The sequence below is a fragment of the Mesorhizobium sp. M1E.F.Ca.ET.063.01.1.1 genome (genome assembly GCF_003998155.1).
Taxonomy (GTDB): domain Bacteria; phylum Pseudomonadota; class Alphaproteobacteria; order Rhizobiales; family Rhizobiaceae; genus Mesorhizobium.
In genome coordinates this window covers 1-21,419 of sequence record NZ_RZSC01000005.1, presented here as the reverse complement: position 1 = coordinate 21,419, position 21,419 = coordinate 1, and the positions used below count along the sequence as shown (strand labels likewise).

The 21,419-nt window shown below is 58.9% G+C and carries 23 protein-coding genes and 1 pseudogene; 16 read left to right on the top strand and 8 right to left on the bottom strand.

Annotated features, from left to right (window positions below):
- Positions 1–146: 146 nt before the first annotated feature.
- The 12 genes from nifW (at position 147) to EOA29_RS01470 (ending at position 9,632) form a co-directional block, all read left to right on the top strand.
- Positions 147–524, top strand: a complete 378-nt coding sequence (gene nifW, locus EOA29_RS01525; RefSeq protein ID WP_091599514.1) for a nitrogenase stabilizing/protective protein NifW — start codon at positions 147–149, stop codon at positions 522–524.
- 188 nt (positions 525–712) lie between these two features.
- The gene (locus tag EOA29_RS01520; protein ID WP_126059306.1) at positions 713–1,564 is read left to right on the top strand and encodes an electron transfer flavoprotein subunit beta/FixA family protein; all 852 of its coding nucleotides are present in this window, start codon (positions 713–715) and stop codon (positions 1,562–1,564) included.
- Between the two features lie 16 nt (positions 1,565–1,580).
- Positions 1,581–2,690 (top strand): electron transfer flavoprotein subunit alpha/FixB family protein, encoded by a 1,110-nt coding sequence (locus tag EOA29_RS01515; RefSeq protein WP_091599520.1) that lies wholly within the window; start codon positions 1,581–1,583, stop codon positions 2,688–2,690.
- Between the two features lie 10 nt (positions 2,691–2,700).
- Positions 2,701–4,005, top strand: coding sequence for an FAD-binding protein (locus EOA29_RS01510; RefSeq protein WP_091599523.1), 1,305 nt, complete (start codon positions 2,701–2,703; stop codon positions 4,003–4,005).
- 12 nt (positions 4,006–4,017) lie between these two features.
- Complete coding sequence (locus EOA29_RS01505; protein ID WP_091599526.1) at positions 4,018–4,317, top strand: ferredoxin family protein; 300 nt, start codon at positions 4,018–4,020, stop codon at positions 4,315–4,317.
- A 265-nt stretch (positions 4,318–4,582) separates the two neighbouring features.
- Positions 4,583–5,107 carry an alpha/beta fold hydrolase gene (locus tag EOA29_RS01500; protein WP_128345484.1) on the top strand — a complete coding sequence of 175 codons (525 nt, stop codon included), beginning with the start codon at positions 4,583–4,585 and terminating at the stop codon, positions 5,105–5,107.
- 751 nt (positions 5,108–5,858) lie between these two features.
- Positions 5,859–6,110: a helix-turn-helix domain-containing protein gene (locus EOA29_RS01495; RefSeq protein ID WP_311202830.1), complete on the top strand. Its 252-nt coding sequence runs from the start codon at positions 5,859–5,861 to the stop codon at positions 6,108–6,110.
- Between the two features lie 273 nt (positions 6,111–6,383).
- The gene (gene nifB / locus EOA29_RS01490) at positions 6,384–7,865 is read left to right on the top strand and encodes a nitrogenase cofactor biosynthesis protein NifB (protein ID WP_091599529.1); all 1,482 of its coding nucleotides are present in this window, start codon (positions 6,384–6,386) and stop codon (positions 7,863–7,865) included.
- Positions 7,866–7,894: 29 nt separating this feature from the next.
- Positions 7,895–8,089: a 4Fe-4S dicluster domain-containing protein gene (locus EOA29_RS01485; RefSeq protein ID WP_091599532.1), complete on the top strand. Its 195-nt coding sequence runs from the start codon at positions 7,895–7,897 to the stop codon at positions 8,087–8,089.
- Positions 8,090–8,174: 85 nt separating this feature from the next.
- Positions 8,175–8,495, top strand: a complete 321-nt coding sequence (locus tag EOA29_RS01480; protein ID WP_029356589.1) for a nitrogen fixation protein NifZ — start codon at positions 8,175–8,177, stop codon at positions 8,493–8,495.
- Positions 8,492–8,704 carry a putative nitrogen fixation protein NifT gene (gene nifT / locus EOA29_RS01475; RefSeq protein ID WP_024505230.1) on the top strand — a complete coding sequence of 71 codons (213 nt, stop codon included), beginning with the start codon at positions 8,492–8,494 and terminating at the stop codon, positions 8,702–8,704. The genes EOA29_RS01480 and nifT overlap by 4 nt, the downstream gene beginning before the upstream one ends.
- 34 nt (positions 8,705–8,738) lie before the next feature.
- On the top strand, positions 8,739–9,632 hold the full coding sequence (locus EOA29_RS01470) for an SIR2 family protein (RefSeq protein ID WP_091599535.1): 894 nt from the start codon (positions 8,739–8,741) through the stop codon (positions 9,630–9,632).
- A 307-nt stretch (positions 9,633–9,939) separates the two neighbouring features.
- Here EOA29_RS01470 and EOA29_RS01465 read toward each other — a convergent pair whose 3' ends face one another.
- The 3 genes from EOA29_RS01465 to EOA29_RS42695 form a co-directional block, all read right to left on the bottom strand.
- Positions 9,940–10,506, bottom strand: coding sequence for a sugar O-acetyltransferase (locus tag EOA29_RS01465; protein ID WP_091599538.1), 567 nt, complete (start codon positions 10,504–10,506; stop codon positions 9,940–9,942).
- 366 nt (positions 10,507–10,872) lie between these two features.
- Positions 10,873–11,100 carry a hypothetical protein gene (locus EOA29_RS01460; protein ID WP_126057642.1) on the bottom strand — a complete coding sequence of 76 codons (228 nt, stop codon included), beginning with the start codon at positions 11,098–11,100 and terminating at the stop codon, positions 10,873–10,875.
- A 297-nt stretch (positions 11,101–11,397) separates the two neighbouring features.
- The gene (locus tag EOA29_RS42695) at positions 11,398–11,796 is read right to left on the bottom strand and encodes a hypothetical protein (protein ID WP_245468336.1); all 399 of its coding nucleotides are present in this window, start codon (positions 11,794–11,796) and stop codon (positions 11,398–11,400) included.
- A 28-nt stretch (positions 11,797–11,824) separates the two neighbouring features.
- On the opposite strand from EOA29_RS42695, the gene EOA29_RS01450 reads away from it, so the two are divergent.
- Entirely contained in the window at positions 11,825–12,052 is a 228-nt protein-coding gene (locus EOA29_RS01450; protein ID WP_206629970.1) for a peptidase dimerization domain-containing protein, read from the top strand.
- A 72-nt stretch (positions 12,053–12,124) separates the two neighbouring features.
- Here the strand turns inward: EOA29_RS01450 and EOA29_RS01445 are convergent, their stop codons facing one another.
- The gene (locus EOA29_RS01445) at positions 12,125–12,625 is read right to left on the bottom strand and encodes an invasion associated locus B family protein (RefSeq protein WP_236473430.1); all 501 of its coding nucleotides are present in this window, start codon (positions 12,623–12,625) and stop codon (positions 12,125–12,127) included.
- Between the two features lie 268 nt (positions 12,626–12,893).
- Between EOA29_RS01445 and EOA29_RS01440 the strand changes: the two genes are divergently transcribed.
- From EOA29_RS01440 to EOA29_RS01430, 3 genes are all read left to right on the top strand, one after another.
- Positions 12,894–13,997 (top strand): ISNCY family transposase, encoded by a 1,104-nt coding sequence (locus tag EOA29_RS01440; protein ID WP_126057641.1) that lies wholly within the window; start codon positions 12,894–12,896, stop codon positions 13,995–13,997.
- Positions 13,998–14,152: 155 nt separating this feature from the next.
- Positions 14,153–14,662 carry a DarT ssDNA thymidine ADP-ribosyltransferase family protein gene (locus EOA29_RS01435; protein WP_126057640.1) on the top strand — a complete coding sequence of 170 codons (510 nt, stop codon included), beginning with the start codon at positions 14,153–14,155 and terminating at the stop codon, positions 14,660–14,662.
- A gap of 1 nt (position 14,663) precedes the next feature.
- Positions 14,664–15,377 carry a hypothetical protein gene (locus EOA29_RS01430; protein WP_091599555.1) on the top strand — a complete coding sequence of 238 codons (714 nt, stop codon included), beginning with the start codon at positions 14,664–14,666 and terminating at the stop codon, positions 15,375–15,377.
- Between the two features lie 210 nt (positions 15,378–15,587).
- Here EOA29_RS01430 and EOA29_RS01425 read toward each other — a convergent pair whose 3' ends face one another.
- From EOA29_RS01425 to nifA, 4 genes and pseudogenes are all read right to left on the bottom strand, one after another.
- The gene (locus EOA29_RS01425) at positions 15,588–15,803 is read right to left on the bottom strand and encodes a hypothetical protein (RefSeq protein WP_126057639.1); all 216 of its coding nucleotides are present in this window, start codon (positions 15,801–15,803) and stop codon (positions 15,588–15,590) included.
- Complete coding sequence (locus EOA29_RS01420; RefSeq protein ID WP_126057638.1) at positions 15,800–16,000, bottom strand: hypothetical protein; 201 nt, start codon at positions 15,998–16,000, stop codon at positions 15,800–15,802. Before EOA29_RS01420 ends, EOA29_RS01425 begins: the two co-directional genes overlap by 4 nt.
- A gap of 25 nt (positions 16,001–16,025) precedes the next feature.
- Positions 16,026–19,139, bottom strand: coding sequence for an autotransporter serine protease (locus tag EOA29_RS01415; protein ID WP_091599561.1), 3,114 nt, complete (start codon positions 19,137–19,139; stop codon positions 16,026–16,028).
- Between the two features lie 398 nt (positions 19,140–19,537).
- Positions 19,538–20,581 (bottom strand): annotated as a pseudogene (gene nifA, locus EOA29_RS01410) (nif-specific transcriptional activator NifA); the annotation flags it as partial.
- Positions 20,582–21,419: the final 838 nt, after the last annotated feature.

Genomic DNA, 21,419 nt, shown 5'->3' with positions numbered 1-21,419 from the left:
GAGCAGGCAACCCGGGGTCGCCTTCACCACTTCAGAAAAGCTTGAGATCGCCAAGTCTCTTGCCCCAGCCGCCGTGCCAGAGGTCGGCACGCCGTCAGCAATGTCACCAACGCATCGACACCACAATTTCGCGCCGGGAGAATACAATGAACTGCTCCGCTGACAGCCGCCCGATTGATCCCACCGATATCCTGGCGCGACTGAAGGGCCTGTCGGCTGCGGAGGACTTCTTCGCCTGCCTTGGCGTCTCCTACGACCCGAAAGTGATGAATGTCTCGCGGCTCCATATCATGAAGCGCGTGGGCCAATACCTTGCCGAAGAAGATTTCTCCGGTCTGCCTGACCAGGTAATCGCCGCGCGGGTGCGCGCCAAGCTGGAACGCGCCTACGAAGATTTCGCGACTTCCTCGCCGCTCACGCAACGTGTGTTCAAGGTGCTAAGGGACCACGATCCAAACATATGTCCCGCACCTGGCCGCGCCTTCGTCCCGCTCGACTCTGCACTGAAGCGGTTCGGAAAGTAATGAGCCCGACACGGCTGCGACGCGACAATGTCGGGAAGTCGACAAATCCAGTCCTCATGACGCCTCCTCGGACGCAAACGAAGCCACCTTCTGGAATAGAGGCAGGAAGAAGACTTGGCATGAACGATGCAGGCAATGAGGTGAACCGCCAAGCACGCATCCGGACTGGGAGCTTAGAGAAATCGCCAATGCACATCGTAATCTGCATCAAGCAGGTGCCGGATTCGGCCCAGATCCGCGTCCACCCGGTGACGAACACGATCATGCGTCAGGGTGTGCCGACCATCATCAATCCTTACGACCTGTTCGCCCTCGAAGAAGCGCTCAAACTGCGCGACGTTCATGGTGGCGAGGTTACTGTGCTCACAATGGGTCCGCCCATGGCGGAGGACTCGCTGCGAAAGGCGCTCGGTTACGGTGCTGACCGAGCAGTTCTCTTGACGGACCGCTATTTTGCCGGATCCGATACGCTGGCGACCTCCTTTGCTCTTTCGCAAGCAATCGCAAAAATTGGGGAGACTTTCGGCAGGCCAGACATCGTCTTCACCGGCAAGCAGACGATTGACGGCGATACCGCCCAGGTCGGACCAGGCATAGCCAAGCGCCTGAATCTATCGCAACTTACCTACGTCGCGAAGATTGCCTCCATCGATCTCAAAACGCGCGAGATCGAAGTCGCGCGTCGCGCCGAAGGCGGCACCCAGTTGCTGAAGAGCAGACTCCCCTGCCTCATTACCATGCTGGAAGACACCAACGAAATCCGCCGGGGCTCGCTCCAGCAGGCTCTTTGCGCGGCGCGCAGCCAAGTCGTGAAGTGGACTGCAGCCGACGCCGGCATTGACGATCTCACCCGGTGCGGTCTGCGTGGCTCGCCGACAGTCGTCAAGCGTGTTTTCGCCCCCACCGCACGGGCAGAAAGCGCGGCGCAGATCGACACCGCGGAAAAGGGCTTGCAGGACATCGCCGATGAACTCATCGCCGATATCTTAACCCGCCGGCCGGCGCTGGAACATGAGTTGGCCTTCAAGAGCGGCACGTGACGGCCAGGAGCAGAAAATGTCGACCGCAAGCCAAGCTACCCCTCGCCTTGCCCCCGGCCGTGCCGGTGTAAAGAAAGAACTTCCCGACCGTTTCAAAGACTACCGGCACGTGTGGGTCTTCCTCGAGCTCGAACGCGGCAATGTGCATCCTGTATCATTCGAACTGCTGGGTGAAGGCCGCAAATTAGCCGACAAGCTTGAAGTCCAGCTCGCGGGCGTCGTGCTGGGACCGCCGGGCGAGATGGTCGAGGACGCTGTTGCCGAGGCCTTCGCTTACGGGGCGGATCTTGTCTACATCGTCGATGCGCCGCCGCTCGCCGACTACCGCAACGAGCCGTTCGCCAAGGCGCTCACGGATCTGGTCAATACCCATAAACCCGAAATCCTCCTTCTCGGCGCGACCACACTGGGCAGGGATCTTGCGGGCTCGGTAGCGACGACCCTGCAGACGGGGCTCACGGCCGACTGCACCGAACTTGATGTAGATTCCGACGGTTCACTCGCCGCGACCCGTCCGACTTTTGGTGGCTCGTTGTTGTGTACGATCTATACACTAAATTACCGGCCGCAAATGGCGACGGTGCGACCAAGGGTCATGCCTATGCCGCAACGGGTGGATAAGCCGGTCGGGCGTGTCATGCGGCACAAGCTGTCGCTCGTTGAGGACGATATCGTCACCAAAGTCCTCGGCTTCCTACCGGATAACCAGTCGGCAATGGCAAATCTTGCCTATGCGGATGTCGTGGTTGCGGGAGGCCTCGGTCTCGGTGCGGCGGAGAACCTTCAGCTTGTGAAGAATCTTGCCCGAGCGATCGGCGCCGAGCATGGCTGTTCGCGCCCCTTGGTCCAGAAGGGCTGGATGCCGGCTGATCGCCAGATTGGCCAAACTGGCAAGACCATTCGACCGAAGCTTTACATCGCGGCCGGAATTTCCGGCGCCATCCAGCACCGAGTTGGGGTCGAGGGGGCCGATCTCATCGTCGCGATCAACACCGATCCGAACGCGCCGATTTTCGAGTTCGCCCACCTCGGGATCGTCACGGATGCAATCCGCTTCCTGCCCGCACTCACGGAAGCCTTCACCCGGCGGCTGTCGCCGCACAGTCGAGACAAGCTTGCGAGTTGAGGGAGAGGACATGATTGAACAATTCGATGCCATTGTGGTCGGAGCCGGCATGTCCGGAAACGCAGCTGCTTACACTTTGGCAAGCCAGGGGCTGAAGGTACTGCAGTTGGAGCGCGGGGAATATCCGGGCTCTAAGAACGTCCAGGGCGCCATAATGTACGCGAACATGCTGGAGAAGATCATCCCGGACTTCCGGGATGATGCGCCCCTCGAGCGGCACCTGGTCGAACAGCGACTTTGGGTGATGGACAACACATCTCACACCGGAATTCATTACCGGTCGGACGACTTCAATGAGGCGAAACCCAACCGCTACACGATCATCCGCGCCCAGTTCGACAAATGGTTTTCCCGCAAGGTGCGCGAGGCTGGCGCGACGGTCCTGTGTGAGACGACCGCGACGGAACTCGTCCGTGATGGCAATGGCAAGGTGATCGGCGTCCGCACAGACCGGGCTGGCGGAGTGGTCTTCGCGAATGTGGTCGTTCTCGCAGAAGGGGTGTCGGGATTGCTTGGCACTCGCGCAGGCCTGCGCGAGATGCCGAAGCCGGAGACCGTGGCGCTTGCCGTCAAGGAAATGCATTTCTTGCCCGAAGAGGTCATTGACCAGCGGTTCGGTGTCAAGGGCGATGAAGGCTGCGTAATCGAGGCCGTGGGCACGATCTCTCGCGACATGGCCGGGCTCGGCTTCCTTTACACCAACAAGGAGTCGATTTCACTCGGCATCGGCTGCCTGGTCTCGGATTTCGCCGCGATGTTGGAGAGCCCGTCCGCCCTCCTAGACGCGATGAAAAACCATCCTTCGATCCGGCCGCTGATCGCTGGCTCGGAGGTGAAAGAATATGCCGCCCATCTTATCCCCGAAGGTGGTTACAGGGCCATTCCGCAGCTCTTCGGCGACGGTTGGGTCATCGTCGGCGACGCAGCGCAACTGAACAATGCCATTCACCGTGAGGGTTCGAACCTTGCCATGACCTCGGGTCGTGTCGCGGCTGAGGCGATCATCAAAGTCAAAAGCCGCAACGGTCCTATGACCAAAGGGAACCTTGCGCTCTACAAGACGATGCTGGATGAATCCTTTGTGATCAAGGATCTTAAGAAATACAAGGACATGCCAGCCTTACTCCACACCAATTCCAGCAACTTTTTTACCAGCTATCCGCGGTTGATGTCGTATGCCGCTCAGAACTTCATGCGTGTCGACGGCACGCCGAAGATCGAGAAGGAAAGGGCCACCACGGCCGCCTTCATCAACGCGCGCTCGCGCTGGGGGTTGGTCAGCGACGCGGTCCGGCTGGCATTGGCATGGCGCTGAAGAGGGTACAAGATGACGATCGCAGTGACGAAGGTTCGTGTCGAGGACAAGCTTTACCAGAACCGCTACCTGGTCGATTCCGGCCGCCCCCATATCATAGTGCGACCGCACGAGAAGCCAAGCGCGAACTTGCTTGCGTTGACCTACGTCTGTCCAGCGAAATGCTATGAGTTGAATGACAGGGGCCAAGTCGAGATCACCGCCGACGGCTGCATGGAATGCGGCACCTGCCGGATATTGTGCGAGAAAGGCGGCGACATCGAGTGGAACTATCCGCGCGGCGGCTTTGGTGTCCTGTTCAAGTTCGGATGATCAGCCGGGACCGTGCCAAGAGCATGCCGGCAGCGAGCAACTGCGGCACACCATGAGCCTCTCCATCCACTTGCAAAGAGCTAGTGAATATTGGGCGTTCGCAATTCAAATTTCCTCGACTGGTAGGGGTGTCCTCAGGCCACGGCGGCGGCCTGTGCGCCGGACTTACCACCGGTAACGTGGTCGAGCCCCTTTGGGACAACGTTCGGCCATCGTGCCGGATGGCAGCCACAACGGCCGGTGAGCAAATGGAACGGCACAATCCATGACAAAGACGTATGTGCTAGTGCATGGTGCCTGGCATGGCGGATGGTGTTGGCGGGACGTCGCCGCCAATCTTCGCAAGATGGGATGCCACGTGACCACGCCGACCCAGACAGGTGTCGGCGAACGCGCACATTTGCTGTGCAAGGACATCACGCCCGACACATTCGTGACCGACATCGTCAACCACATTGTAACGGAAGAGCTGAGCGATGTGATCCTTGTCGGTCACAGTCTAGGCGGCATCAGCATCACCGGCGCCGCCGACCGGATACCCGACCATATCAGCCATCTCGTTTATCTCGCTCGACGGCGCCATCGTCGAGAGCGGTCAAAGTGTATTCAGCACCATGCCCCCCGACATCGTCGCCGCCCGTCGAAAATTGGTTGCGGAGGAAGGACGGGGTATCTTCATGCCGACTCCGCCGCCAACAGCATTCGGCATTCCCAAGGGACACTCGCTCACGGACTGGGTGCGGCGCCGGATAACACCGCATGCGGCAAGCACCTACGAAAGCAGACTTAAGCTCGAGCCCCCGCTCGGCAACGGCAGGCCCCGAACCTATGTCGTCTGCACTAATCCGCTCCACCCGCCGACGGCGGGAGCGCGAGAATGGGTCGCGAAGCAGGATGGCTGGGCGTGGCAGGAACTCGCCACTGGCCACGACGCAATGATCCTCGCACCGACGGAAGTTGCTCTCCTTCTTAGCGCTGTCGGCTGAGGAACCAAGTAAAGGGTGAGCGGGCGGCCGATTCTCAGGCCGCGGCCTTGAGTTCTGGTGCACGGATGTAGGCCCAACGGGTCGTTCCGGTGGCGCCACCGAAACCACCACCGGAACAAAGGCGGGAGTGGCCTGTCCTGCCGACGTCGCAAGCTTGCGAGCGTTCCGCCGCGGCCGCAGCCCGTAGCGCCGGGCAACCTCCGAGATCACCACGTTCGGCCCCAGGGTCTCGGCGATGACTCCGTCCCTTGTCGTCCATCGACCAATGCCTGCCGACTAACAGCGCCGTTGATCACCTTGAAACGCCGAGGCTGCCGCTCAGGGTCAATCGTAAAGTTCAAGTTCAGACACAAGCCGATCTCCGATCCACCTCAGAATCGGCAGGCCCACAGATCGCGGGCACTCCTGGAAGGACACAGCGCTTACCCTTAAAATATGGAGAACCATGGCTTTACGCCGTCGGCAGTTGAGCTGATCTCGCAATGCTATTTCCCCGGCAACGTCCGCGAGCTGGAGAACTGCGTGTAAAGAACAGCCACACTTGCGCGTTCTCCTCTGGAAGGAACCAATCTTTCGGAACGTGGCAATGGCATCGACGAGCTCTCACGGCCCAGCACGAAGCCGGTTAGGCGCATCGGCGCCCCTGAACACGAGATAGCCGGTTGCGATTCTAACGATACGGCCGGACCGGCGCTGGGACCGCGACGGACGGAGCGTGACCGGCTGATCGACACAATGGAGAAGGCCGGCTGGGTTCAGGCTAATGCGGCTCGAATTCTCCGCCTCACGCCGCGACAAGTCGGCTAGGCGATACGCCGGCATAGTCTCGAGGTGAAGGAAATTCTAAGAGCCTGATGAGCCAATCGTCAGGCCAGTGGTCTTGCGCGCCCTCTGCGCGACAAGGAGTGCTTTGTGCTTCTGAACGGATTTGGACTTGCACTGTCGCAAGCAGGACAAAATTGTGTCGCGCCGGCCTCACACAATCCGACATCGACCCAAATAGTGAACTGAAGCCGCTTTTTTAAGTTGGTATGGCTCTTGCACCTTGAACCGCGACGTTACCAGCAACGGAGCCGTTTGATGTCCTCACCGACAGTTTCGATTGAGGGGCCGACCAGCACGACATCCGAGGGTTTTCTGGCAGCCGCGAAATCCGGTGGCTGCGCACCGTCCTCCTACGGTTCGTCGCCGACCAGCCCGGGCGATGTGGATCCGGCTATTTGGGACAAGATCAAGGATCACCCCTGCTTTTCGGAGGAAGCGCATCACTATTTCGCGCGTATGCATGTGGCGGTCGCGCCGGCTTGCAATGTCCAGTGCAACTACTGCAATCGCAAATACGATTGCGCCAACGAGAGCCGGCCTGGTGTTGTGTCTGAGAAGCTGACGCCCGACCAAGCGCTACGCAAGGTCATCGCGGTTGCCAACGAAGTTCCGCAGCTTTCGGTTCTTGGCATCGCTGGGCCGGGGGATGCCTGTTACGACTGGGAGAAAACGAAGGCAACGTTCGACCGCGTCATCAGGGAAATCCCCGACATAAAGCTGTGCGTCTCCACCAACGGGCTCGTGCTGCCGGACCATGTAGCTGAGCTTGCCGAAATGAATGTTGATCACGTGACGATCACCATCAACATGGTCGACCCGGAAGTCGGCGCAAAGATCTATCCTTGGATTTTTTATGAAAATCGCCGCTACTTCGGCATCGAAGCCGCTCGAATCTTGCACGCGCGGCAGATGCTGGGCCTGGAGATGCTGAGCGCGCGCGGCATCCTCACCAAAATCAACTCGGTGATGATTCCTGGAGTGAACGACCAGCACCTGTTTGAGGTGAACAAAATGGTCAAGGAGCGGGGCGCGTTCCTGCACAACGTGATGCCTCTGATTTCGGACCCGGCGCACGGCACCCACTACGGACTCATCGGGCAGCGCGGCCCAACGGCAATGGAGATGATGGCTCTTCAGGATCGACTTGAAGGTGGCGCCAAGTTGATGCGCCACTGCCGGCAGTGCCGGGCAGATGCTGTCGGCCTGCTCGGTGAAGATCGTGGCCAGGAATTCACGCTGGATGGGATTCCCGACGATGTCACCTACGATGCTGGCAAGCGTCAGGCCTATCGGCAGGTGGTCGCACACGAGCGCCGTGATCATGAGGCGGCGAGGAGCGAGGCCATCGGTATGGTCAAGGCAACAGACTCCGAAAAGTCGCTTCTGGTTGCGGTGGCCACAAAGGGAGGTGGACGCGTCAACGAACACTTCGGCCACGCGAAGGAATTCCAGGTTTATGAAGTCTCGCCTAGAGGGATCAGCTTGGTCGGGCATCGGAAGGTCGAGCGGTATTGCCTCGGAGGCGGGGGCGAAGACGCCACCCTCGAGGGCGTCTTCGCTGCGCTGGAAGGCATACACATAGTGCTATGCGCCAAGATCGGAAATCGCCCGAAGGAACAACTCTCGCGAGCTGGACTGCGCGTAACCGACGCCTATGGCCATGACTACATCGAGACCGCAGTCAGCGCACTTTACGCGGCAGAGTTTGGGATCAGACCACTAGCGGCGACGGCCTGAGCGGTCTCGTCCGATAACCAGGAGTTAGAATGGCTTTCAAGATCATCGCATCCCAATGTACCCAATGCGGGGCCTGCGAGTTCGAATGTCCCTCGGAAGCGATCAAGTTCAAGGGCGACGCCTATGTGATCGATCCAATCAAGTGCACCGAATGCAAGGAGGCCTTCGATAAGCAGCAATGCGTGTCGGTCTGTCCGGTACCGAAAACCTGCGTTCCCGCTTGATTCCTACCGAAACGGTCGGGTTCGCCGCGCGAGGACGCCTGCAACCCGCGACCACACCAAAAGCCTCGAGAAAGGAATGGACAGCATGTGGTCCAGACGCGAACAGGAGGTCGAAATCGGCAGACCGCCACGGTTCATGCAGGGTGAGCGGGTCCGTGCAACACGCCACATAAAAAACGACGGCACCTATCCCGGCAAGGAGATCGGCGAAAACCTCGTGCGGAAGGGCGACGAAGGCTACGTGCGCGACATTGGAACCTTTCTCCAGCAATTCTTCATCTATGCGGTCGAATGGATCGATCGTGGCACGGTCGTCGGCATGCGAGCGCGCGAACTCATTAGCCTCGACAAAGTCGAGGTTCCCTGCGGAGCTGAAGGCATTTCCAACGGAGGAACAGCCGGATGAAAGTAATGATTCGCAGGACCGCTACTGGCTTGTCGGCTTATGTCCCCAAGAAGGATCTCGAAGAGCCGATCACCGAGATTGAGAACGCAGACTTATGGGGCGGGACCGTGACGCTCAGGAACGGTTGGCGGCTCATGCTGCCCGACCTTCCGCGCGATACGCGTTTGCCGATCACCGTCGAGGCGATGAAGATTTCCGACGGGGCCTGATGCCGGTGGGTTCAGTGGCGGAGAGGAAACGCGTATGAACACGATGCTGAGCTGGGACCATCTCGTCGTCGTCCGGGGCAGTTTTGCCAAAAAGCTGATTGACCTGCTGAAGGGCGCTCTCAAGGCCGATCGAGTGATCCCCTATCTCGGTCCTGGTCTTCTGCAGCTTAACACGCCGGAATCACCTGCACCTTGCACCCCTGAAGATGTCGCCGCGGCGCTCAACAAGCGGGCGCCTGCCCCTTCCAGGATTCGCACCAATATGTGGTCGGTCGCGCAGTTTATCGAGCAGCGCCGACATCGTCGGACTCTTCAAGCGTGGATGGCGGAGATATTCGCAGCCCCCGCCGAGCCGACCGTTCTTCACGCCTGGCTCGCAACCCTTCAACTGTCTGTCATCATCGACAGCTGGTACGATGGCGCCATGCGGGCAGCCCTTGCAGAGGCCGGCCAAACAGACGTTGTCGAGATACAAGGAACCACGCGAGCGACCGGAATTGGTAACATCTGGACGAGAACTTACGATTTGTCAGGAACAGAACTCGACGCCGAACAAGTGGCACGGACGGTGCTCTATGCGCCGCACGGCAGCGTCAGGCCGGCCGCAAACTTCCTCGTGGCTGATTCCGATTACGTCGAAGTCCTAACCGAAATTGATATCCAGACGCCGATCCCGGACGTGGTGAAGCAACGGCGCGTCAACCGGGGCTTTTTCTTCGTTGGCTGTCGCTTCAACGATCAGATGCTGCGCACATATGCCAGACAGATGATGAAGCGCTCCACTGGCCCACATTTTGCGGTGATCGATTCGGCTACGCTGACCAGAAACGAACGTCGTTTCCTTGCCGAAGGCGCAATCACGGTCATCGACATGCCGATCGGCAACGCCGCGGCTCGCCTCGTCGGGGTCGATGCTAGCCAGGATTAATGGCCGGCGATTGCTGGTGAGTCGCTTGCCTCCAAGGGCGAAAACTCAGTTGGGAATACATCTGAGCAGTAATGCTACTGGCAGCACAACGGAGGCTCTGAATTCGTTGGGCCATGTGAAAGGGCCCGCTGCTGCGGGACGTGAGCACGTTGCGGCGGCATTACGCACATGATTTTGTGACACCCGTGGCAAAAGAACTGAAGCGCCCGAGCCGAACCGCGACAAGATATGCAGCGCTCAATGGCTTCGGCAGAAATTTGGCACAGTTTCGACAGTTCGCATGCACCTCCAGGGTCAAGGAGGTTGATTATGCCTGTTTATGTGGGTTGGCGACGCGAGCAGGAATTCCCACTACCTTTGCCCCGGCGGGAACATCGCGTGTGACCACGCTGCCAGCGCCTACGACCGCATTATCGCCAATCGTGACGCCAGGCAGAATGATTGCTCCACCGCCGATCCAGACACGGCTGCCAATGCGAACAGGACGCCCGACCTGCAGGCCGGCCTGTCGCTGCTCGGCATCATGTGGATGATCGGCGGTATAAATCTGCACGGCAGGCCCAATTGCCGTTCCTTGCCCGATTTTGACCTCTACCACGTCAAGAATAACGCAGTTGAAGTTGATGTAGGCATTGGCGCCAATGCGGATATTGAATCCGTAGTCGCAAAAAAAGGGCGGACGGATGACCGTTCCGCGCCCAACCTCTCCCAGCCGCTCGGACAAAAGCTCATGCCAATGCTCCGTGGTCTGCCCCAGCGTATCATTGTACCGCTTGAGCCAAGCCCCGGTGGCCAACAGGTCAGCTTGGATCTCCGGATCCGCCGCATTGTAAAACTCGCCTGCGAGCATCTTTTCTTTCTGGCTACGCATCATAGTCTCCCGTCAGGTCGTGTCCCGTGCAGTGATGCAGGAACGCACATCAAACTGCCTCGGCAACTTTGTAACTCGGTCTGCCGGGCGCGTGGTCAAGCCGGGGCGACAGTTTCGTCTCGACCAACTTCTGCGAATTTTGGAAATATCGCAGATCAACCGGTCGCAGGGCCAATACCTGACGAAGTCGGCAACTGTCCAGCGGTCGAACTCACTTTCATGCCCATCTCAACGGGTGCCATGAGCGCGGCGCAACGCGCTCGAACGCCGAAATACTTAATTCCCAAACACCCTCTAAGATTGAGAAAGTGCATCGTTTTGTACGAAACTAACAATCCCATTAGCTGAAGAGTTTGCAACACATCCGTGTCAGATCCCCATCAGCTTGAACGCCGCCTGGCTGACTTCAGTGTCGGGGTCTTTCAGATGCTCGGGTTCCTGGAAGTGGTTGGCGTTGAAGGCTATCGTTCGACTGGCCAATCTCCCCATGCCGCGCAGCGCTTCACCGAACACATCGGACTGGCGCTTGAACTCCGGACTGTCCTGGTCGGCTGACACGACGGCAATCGGGCAGGTGATCCGGTCGAGATGGCGCATCGGGCTGAATTCCGCCTCTTCCCCCCTCCGTCAGATGCAGGTAGCTGCTGCGCGAGGAAAGCATCACCGGATAGAGATCATACATGCCGCTCATCAGCAAGCCGCCCTTGAGGGCATCCGCCGGTAGGCTGCGCTCCGTCCAGTCGGTGATGAGGACGCAGGCCGCCAGATGCGCGCCGGAAGAATGACCCGCCACATACACCCGGTTCGGGTCGCCGCCGAAACTGGCGGCATTCTTCATCGTCCACTCCACCGCCCGCCTGCAATTCTCGACCATCTGTCGCAGCGTCAGCGTTTTCACACTGCCGAAGTCAGGCGCGGCATAGGCCGCCCCGCGCGAAACGAAGGTCGGGGCCGGATAGGATGCATCCTCGCGAGTGTTTCGGGTCCAGGCACCGCCATGGATGAAGACCAGGACCGGGGCGGCCTTGGCATCCCAGGCGCGAACACATCGATGAGATCTCTGGCATCTGGACCGTATTTTGCCGGACGCGGCGGCATCGCGCGCCGGACCTCGGCGCTGGCGATGCCATCGCCTTCCTCCAGTTCCGCCATCCGCGGCGCCCAGAATGACTGGTCATACGCCGTATCCAGTTGCTCCTGTGTGTAGTCGAGGAATACCGACGCGGCTAAGGACTTGCCGACCGCTACGGCAGACAGGGACACGCCCGCCATGAGAAACGTTCTGCGCATCATTACTCTTCTCTCCCTCAGGACAGCCGCGATGATTGTAAAGGTGGGCGCGATCAATGCGGGGACAAAGTACGACGTAATCCCGGATGAGACCCTCCTCAAGGTCAGTGTACGGACGTTCGACGAGAATGTTCGTGCAAAGGTGAAGAAGGCGATCGAGCGGATCGCTGCCGCGGAGTCGGAAGCGTCGGGCGCCACTCGCCCGCCCGAGATCACTCAGGCCGAGACCGCGCGCTTCTCGCGCGTGGGGATTATCTGACCAAAATGTCGAAAAGCCGTAGTGGAACAAAGGAAAGTGACAACCGAGATCATCAGCCAGCCAGCCCCCAATCTAAGCCCCGAGCAGCACCTTCAACCTGTCCAGCGCCGCCGTCAAACCCTTCAATGAAACCGACAAGGGCACATCCTTCTGGTCGAGACTCTTAACCGTGACCTTGAGCGTTGTGCCCGTGCGCAGCGACGCGGCTGCTTTCGCGTCGAAGCTGAGGGGCACGAAGCAGCCGGCGGGCAGGCAGGTCGAGAAGGGCAGCGGCTTGCCCGCTTGCCCATCGTCGACCTGAAGCGTCGCGCCGACGGCGAGTTGCAGGCCGAAGGGCAGGACGAGATTGCCCGCAATGCCGTCCTCCTGCCCCTTGCCCAATTCGACCGCAAGCAGGCGCCGTCCGTTCTGCTGCGACTGCTGATAGGTAGCCGCGCATACCAGCGTCGGCGTGGCCTGGCAGGAGAGATCCCAGTCCTCATAGGTCTCCTTCAGCGAGGAAGCACCGCCCGGCAGCCCGGCTTCCTGAGCTGCCAACGACGCGGAAAGCGCCATGAGGGTGGCCGCGGCCACCGCACAAATCCTGGACGAATCCGACATCAGCAAAGCTCCGTTGCCCCCTTGTCGTGGAGCGCCGCGCGTGCCTTCGAGGCGAGAATGGCGCTCTATCCGATTGAAACGACGCGTCGGCCCGAAAATCGATGCCGATCTTCGGGCCGACGTATCTGCAACAATTACCCGACCGCGATGCCGCAGGCAAGCGTTCCGCTCCGGCGTGTCGTAAGCACATGATTTGTCCGGATTAGGTAGCACAGGAGTTGTCCGGTTTCATCGCCAGCGAATGGAAGCTGGGGATGAAGCGGGCAGCGTGGCTCCAGGACGGAGAATACAGAAGTTTCGGGACGTATTGAGCCGTTGGACTGGCGGCGATCTCTCGATGATGGAGGCAGGCGAGTTGCTGGGCATGTCGGAGCGGCAATTTCGGCGTTATCGCGACCGTTACGAAGAGGCCGGGGAGGCTGGGTTGCTGGACCGGCGTTTGGGCAAGCTTTCGACGCGCCGGGTGCCAGTGGAGGCGATCGAGGAGATGCTGGAGCTTTATCGCCATCGCTACCTTGGCTGGAACGTGAAGCATTTCCACGAGCACCTGCTGCGCGATCACGATTTCAGCTGGGGCTACACCTTCATCAAGACGCAGCTTCACGCGGCGGGCCTGGTGGAACGGGCCAAGCGGCGCGGTGCTCACCGGCGCAAGCGGGAAAGGAAGCCGTGCGAAGGGATGATGCTACACCAGGACGGCAGCCGTCATCAGTGGCTGGCGAGTGGGCCGATGCTGGATCTGATCGTGACTATGGACGATGCGACGAGCACGATCTATTCGGCCTTTCTGATCGAGGAGGAAGGCACGGCGTCGAGCTTCCAGGGACTTCTGGAGACCTTTGTCGCCAAGGGATTGCCGTCAAGCCTCTACAGCGATCGTGGCAGACACTATTTCGTGACGCTCAAGGCGGGCGGGGCTGTCGACAAGATTCGCATGACCCAGGTCGGTCGGGCGCTCGAGCGGCTCGGCATCGAACATATTCCAGCCTATTCGCCTGGAGCCAGGGGCCGCTCCGAGCGGATGTTCTCAACCTTGCAGGACCGACTGCCGAGGGAACTGGCACTGGCCGGCATGGCTGATATCGAGGCCGCCAACCGCTTCGTCGCACAGACCTATCTGCCGGCTCACAATGCCCGCTTCGCCAGGCCCGCCGCGGTTGAAGACAGTGCCTTTGTCGCCGCCGACCCGCAGCAATTGGCCCAGATCCTGTGCATCGAGGAGGAGCGCGTCGTTGCTCGTGACAACACGGTCGCCTTCGCGCGGCTGCGATTGCAGCTCCCGCACAGTCCGATCCGGGATGATGATCGTTGTGGAGCTGCCGTGCACGACGATTTCGAACCATAGTTGGCGATGTAGAATTCTATTTTAATCGTATAGAACAATTGAGAAACGTCGCCAATCTGAACACCTCGCCTCGGATCATGGCGTTCGGACGATGACTGCCGTAAGATTCCACCCGTGTGGGGCAAGGCTGCTACCGGCCTGCGACGGAGGGGAACATGGCAATTGATACTCTTGATAAGGTGCCGCTGCTCTATCACTTCACCGACCGGAGGAACCTGCCGGTGATTAAAGAAATGGGAGGACTCTATCCACTCGCGCAGCTTGACCAGAAGAAGGTCAAGGTTCCGGCACCGGGCGGCAATGAATGGAGTCGTGACGCCGACGCGTTGAAGGGAATGGGCAACTACGTCCACCTTTGCTTTCGTAGCACCCATCCGATGGAGTACGTTGCCCGGCAGGATGGGAGGATTACGGACACGATCTTTCTGCAAATACACCCCTCGGTAATGCAGTTCACGGGTGTTCGTTTTACCAACGATGTCGCGAACAAAGCTGGCGTCGAATCGATTCCTATCGGAGAGGCTGAACCGCTAATCGATTTTGAGATACTTTACACCCGAACGGACTGGAAGGATTCGGCGATTAAGGCGCGTCTCACTCAGGCGGAGAAATACGAGGTGTTGGTTCCCCATGTCATTCTGCTGGGCTTAATAAGGAACATTTAGAATGGCTGAGAGACCAGTCTTTATCCCTGCAACCGAGGACGAAGGTTACGTCAGGCGATTGGATTTCGAAATTCCGTGGGCCGGTGGCTTCGCTGAGGTTCAGAAGAAGAAGAATATACGGTCGCTGCATGAGGCCGCCAAGAAAGCCGGATATGCGCCGCTGCTAGAAGTGTCTAGCAAGTCTGATGAAGTCGCCGGCCAGCATCTTAGCGCGTTTCACCTGCGCGTGAGGACCAGCATCGGCGAGATACCGCTGGAGAACGCCTTTCAGGGAAGTAAGGTATTCGAGCGTGGCGGGCCGTACACCGATCTGTACGAGGTTGAACCGCGCGATGCGAAGCGCGAGCCACGACTCCGCGAATCCGGCGCACTGGTGGGCTTCAAATTCGACGGCTTCGAGTTCCCGCTAGAACCCACGACCGTGTTCTACGATTGGCTTTATCTCAATGCCATCTTTCCTCACCGTGTATGGCTCAAAAATCGAGTGGACGGCGAAATGCGGTATGCCGGTTTCACTGACATAGAGTTCAACCCTACCAAGTCGGTCAATTGTCAGGCGAAAACGTGCGCTCTGTTCGTAGTGCTCATGAGGGAGAACAAGCTGGAGCGCTACCTAAAAACGCCCGAGGTTTTCATTGCCGCGATGGCTGCTCATTCGCTTCGGCCGACCGAGCATCAACCTCATTTGAAGCAGGCCAGACTTAGGGTCGGCTAGCAGGCAGTAGCGCAATTTATTCGCTAGAGCAGCAAGGTCACTGCCGAGACCGCACGCCGGGTAACCGGTATCAGTACACCTGTCTTCGGCGTGTCATGGTCGGACCCCAGCCCCTCAGAGACAGAAATCGTACGCCGCTTCCTCGTTTCTCGAAGATCGACGCGTCCTTTACAATCCCTTCGATAGCGGCGGAAGCCCATGAGTTGCCTGTCAGGATTGAGTGTAGCCGCGGGCTCTCATGCAATCCTTGACGAGATTGCCTTGTTCCATACCCTTGACGATACGATCCCCGACACCGTCCCCGATTGCATCTGTCATCGTTTTCGGGCGGCTATTCGTTCCGATCGTCGCCGTCGCCATTTCCGACTGATACTTGCATTCAGTGTAGTCCTGCTGGGCAGCACTGCGCGGCGTCTCGTCCTTCACCCAGTTGCCGCCGTCGGACGTACTGCACCCGGCAGCGAAAGAAAGGCACCCTGCCAAATCGCAATTAGAATTACTTTGTTCACGAAACACTCCTTCCGGAAAGCAAAAGCAGCAATGGCCGAAGGATGGTCGGCCATTGCAAGGCGATAAGATCTTTCAATAGAGATGGCTGTCAGTTCGCTGCTGGAATCGGGCATGACATATCGCCCTCCCTTGCGGCGATTAAAACCGAACACTGAGTTTGGCGTTGAAGCCATGCTCCTGCGCGTCCGAGGCAAGCTGACCTTTATAGGTAAGCCCGATGGTTGCCTTGTCGGTAAGGTTGACATCGATACCAGCTTCGAAGACGGCAGCGTTCTTTGCGATTGGCGTTCCCTCCACGGCGAAGGATGAGCCGCCTGTGAAGGCAAGCGCCGTTTCAGGCACCACATCGCCGAACGCATGACGCCAGCCGATACCGCCACGGGCGGTTGTATTGACGGAACCAAGCGGGAAAGCGGTCGAGGCGCGCAGCCCTATCGTGGTGAATGTCGTGTCGCTCGACCGGTCTTTTCCGGAAAGCGCAGCGGCACCGCCATGCTCTGTGAAGCCATCCGCGTTGAAGTTCACATAGGCTAGGTTCGCATAGGGCTCGAAAGATACGGAAGCTGTATCCAGTCGAGAGCCGAGTTCGCCGAAAGCCTGGAACGTGCCGGCATGGTAATCGGCCGAAAGGCTGTCGGAGAAGCCCGGAAACGCCACCGACCTGCCGGTCTCGATGCGGTTCCACGTATAGGCAAGGCCGGAACGGAAGCTGTGAGGGCCACGCTGCGTGCCAGCGTAGATCCCGAGGTGATAATTGTTGCCTGAGCCGGAGGAGGCGCGATCATCCACATGGATGGACGTATGGCTATAACCGGCAAGAAGCCCGAGCCGCCAGCTTTCGCCGATGGCCGCATCGCCGCCTGCAATAAAGCCTCCCGTCGAGCGGTCGAGGCGAGCAGCGTTGCCGTCTCCGTCCAAATGTCCCCAGGCGCCGAAACCGCTGCCCCAGACGGCGAAGTTTTCGCTGGTCGCGGGAGCCAGTTCCGGGCCTTCCGGTCCATATGCCATGACCGGCACGGTTGATGCGCCCACGCCTGCGAACGCTGCGCGAATGCGATCGCCGGCGGCGTCACGGACGAAATGGCTGTCTTCGACAAAGGCGCTGTGAACGGAAGCATGGATCTCGCCCGAAAGCTGATCGAATGCGTTGCGGGATCCCTGTCCCGTCAGGAAGAGGATGTTGTCGTGGATCGTGTTGCCGGAACCAAGGGCTTCCGCAGCCGCGCCCACGGATCGCTGATTGAAGGTATTGCCGACATCGGCAAAGGTGACAGAATTGCGATCGACGTCGAGATAGACGTTGGTCGGGTCATAAGCGAGTTCGAAATCGACGAAGGGCGAGTCTGTAAAGAGGCCTCCTGTCAGCCCGCCGTAGGTCCCGATCACGCCGCCAGCGGCGGTCAGAAGCGTGTAGCGGGTATCGACTGAGAAATGCCCGGCACCTTCACGCACCAGGTTGACGCTCGCTCCCTTGTTGATGGCGGCACTGCCGGCAACGTCGATGAGATCTGAAGCCTTGCTCGGTGCGATACCCGCCAAATAGGTCGACCCGGCCTGCTGCACGAAGTCACCGTTGACGGTGAGCACTGCAACCCCCTTGCTTGGATCGAGCACGCTGCCAGGAGCGACGGTGCCGCCTGCGCCAACCGTAAGAGAGCCGACTGCACCGATACCCGTAAGGGTACCAGTAGCCGAGACGCCTACCTTCGAAACAATGCGGCCATCGACGGCGAGTATGCCTCCAAGCACCTTGGTCGGCCCGCTGTAGCTGTTTTCGCCGGACAGGATCAGCGCTCCTTCGCCGCGCTTCGTCAGGTCTCCGGCGCCCGAGATTGAATTCGACCAGATCGAGGAGTAGCCTTTGGTGTCGACGTCGAAGACGCCGGCGTAGCGGAACTCGCCCGGACCCTCGATCGCAACGCCGAGATTGAGCAGACCCTGGCCGAAGACTTGTTCATCCTCGAACCCTTTGGTGGTCGTCGTTGTCAGGAGGGTTTCAATGGTCTGGCGGGCGTTCATGTAAGGGAATGCCGACCGGATCACTGCCGCCGCGCCAGCAACATGCGGCGTTGCCATGGAAGTACCTTCCTCGTACTTATACGGGTTGTTCTTGTTCGCCCGATCCCCTTGTGGCCAGGTAGAATAAATGCCGTTCTCATCAATCGGATTATCGGGATCGGCATTAATATCGCCACCCGGAGCCGCGAGGCACCACTCTGCTGTGGCTCCGCATCTATTGCTATAGCTGGCAATCTTGCCATCCTTGCCGACAGCAACGACTGTTATCAGCGAGCCTGCCAGATCCGAGAAGTCGAGCTTCGAGACATCAGACCCGCTCACTATCTTGTATGTATTTGGGTTATTGAAATCGAAACCTTTGTTTGTTTGATCGTTTGTGTCGATGAACTTATAAAGATTTCCATCTTTGGTATTTTCTGGCGTTATTAACGGCAACGTGCCGATGCCGCTGGGAATCGCCGAAGCAGCGCCGGGTTGGTCGTCGGTACTGGCATCATTACCGGCGGCGAAGACGAGCACGATGTCCGCCTTAGCCGCCTTCTTCAACGTATTGTAGGTATCGACGAGATTGCTCGGATCATCATAGATGGCCTGATAGTCGAGAATCTCATAGTTTTTATTATCGATGGCATATCCCTTGCCATCGAGTTTCAGTTGGCCGTTCTCGTCCTTGAGATACCGCCCCAGCAACAGGCCTGGCCCGTAGCTCCCATTGAGCACGCCAGCTCCCGCACCAATCGCGTATTCGATCGCTTCATTGGTCGGGTCCATCTCGGGATCATCTGGGTCGCCGATATCCACTGCTCGAAGGGGCAATACTGTCGATTCATAGGCCACGCCCTGCATGCCCGTGCCGTCGCGCGCGGCGCCGATTATCCCCGCCACATGGGTCCCGTGTCCGTCAGGCACACCGTCTTTGTCGACAGAATGGCTGACGTCAGCCAAGCGTTTATCCGTCCCGAAGTTGTGCAGCGCCTTCGAAATGCGCGCCACGAATTCGGGATGGTTGATATCCAGTCCTGTATCCACAATCGCAACGACGACGCCCTTGCCCGTATAGCCTTTAAGGTAGGCGGGCAGGGCGTTGATCATACTCAGGCCCCAATTTCTGGAATATTCGGCATCTGCCACCGGCGCAGGCGACGCGACTGATTCCTGGGCCAAGGACAGATTTGGTGCGAAGAGCGCCGTTGTTGCTAAAAACAATTTGATCGTTCTGAAGCGCGTTGGCATGCTTAATCCCTATTCCCAAAACTACTTATTTCTTTCAGATCAGATTGGCGCGATATCGAGCGGCAAGCGATCAGCTTATGTATCGACCAGGTCCCGCCAGCGGAGATCTGCGCGTCGCCTCTACGCATGCTGGCGTGTCACCAATGATACATCGATTATTTCTGGATTTCAGGCACGTCGGATTGGATTTGCCCTTGCGGTGTAGAGCGAAGTTACTAGCCATAGGATTCCTCCTTCTTAGTTTTGTCAGCCGCAGAGCCCCAGTACGACTGGTGGTAGAAAGCACACGGCCGGAATCTTGGCAGCGCTGTTCACACCCACGTTCGTAAGGTGGCCGATGGGCTCGGCGCCAGAGCACCAATGCTTGACCTGCTCCAGCTCTTGCTCGGCGGGTTGTTTCAGAGACGCTTGATCTCGATGCCGTGTTTTCTCAGCACGTAGCCGATCTGGCGCGGGGTCAAACCGAGCAGGCGCGCCGCCTTTGCCTGCACCCAGCCACACTTTTCCATGGCGGCAATGACCGTATCGGCATCGGGCACCCTACCACGAGTCGTGGCAGGGCCTATCGGCGCTTGCCCGTCGCCGACGGGCGGGGCGGCACGGGCGGCGGAAGGCTCGATCGTAGTCGAGTTCTCTGACGTCGGCGGTCCGTTCTTCCACAGCGCCGCGGCCAAGCACTCACCCACGCAACAGGCAAAGTCAGTTCTGAGGATTGATGGACCCGTCGCCAGAACTGCCGTCCGTTGAACGCAGTTTTCGAGCTCTCGGATGTTGCCTGGAAATTCGCAATTCATTAGCACCTCAATCGCTTCGGGAGCGAAGGTCAGCGTGTGATCATTCTCAGTATTGAAATTCTTGAGAAACTGAGCGGCCAAGAGCGGAATATCACCTCGCCTTTCGCGCAATGCCGGCACGCGTAAAGTGACGACGCTGATGCGGTAATAGAGGTCTTGCCGGAACTCCTTGCGTTGAACTGCCTTTTCCAAGTCCCTGTTGGTTGCGGCAATCACGCGAACATCGACTTTAATGGTGTGGTTGCTGCCGACACGCTCAAACTCCTGCTCCTGCAGGACACGCAGCAGCTTAGCCTGGAACGAGCCCGATATTTCGCCAATCTCGTCCAGAAACAATGTGCCTTTGTCGGCAGCCTCAAAGCGCCCCTTGCGCAAACTGCTCGCGTCGGTGAAGGCACCCTTCTCATGACCGAACAAGTCAGATTCCAGAAGCGTCTCGGTGAGCGCCGCGCAATTGACCTTGATGAAGGGCTGCTTGGCGCGAGGCGAGAGCTCGTGAATGGCTTTGGCAACCAGCTCCTTACCGGTTCCGGATTCACCTCGCAACAGGACCGTAGTCTTCGCCTTGGCCACCTTGACAAGGTGCTCACGCAGCTTGCGCAGCGCCTGACTATCGCCAAGCATCTCCTTGCTGATCTTTTTACGTTCCATTTGGCAGCCCATCCCACTCCGCCACCCGCCGGTAGAACTGCACTGGACGGTGAGCTGTGTTGTATTTCGTCATCATCATTCTCGATCTCACCTTTGTTGCTTCGAAATTTTCGGCGCGCGGACGCCCTCGGCAAATGGCAATGGCGCCTGAGCATCGTTGCCTTTCACCAGGACGAGCGTCTTCCTCCGCGCGGGCGCTCGCAATATGCGGTTTGCGCAGGCCTTTACTCGACCGGTCGCTGTTCTGTCCGGCTTCTGCCGCACCGCAGCCTGCAAACTCATCCTTGACAAGAAAGGAGGGGAGTCAACCGAGCTCTCCTTGCATTTATGCAAGGAAAATTGTCAGTTTGATAGAATTCTATCAAAACGGCAGAAACGCCCCGCCCCAGTTTGGCTGTACCTGCGGCGTTCAGCGTACGTGACGACATGTGCGGACTTGTCCCAATTGCCATCCGAGTTGTGCGGAACAGTAGCTGCTGCGCTGTTCGCTTCAACCGCGTGAGGCCGGAGACAGTAGAGACGGCGGCTCGTCGAGCGAGGTTTCATTGTTCGGCTACTAAACCGGCTGTCCTTTGGTGGGAGTTGGTTTCGCCCAAGTTCTGGGCCTGGGGGCGTCTAGCCCGTTTCGCCGCACAGGCTCCTTCCACATCGTCGAGGCCGAGAAGGAGGGACCCCACAGCTCTCCCTGTATCACAATGCCCCGCCCCTCAAGCAGCTAGATACGACAGGTGACCTCAAATGAGGCGTCTTGCATGGCTTCTACACCTGCCTGAATGCCAGAACTGCGTTCGTACCGCCCATGGCGAAGGCGTTGCTCATGGCGACGCGCACCTTG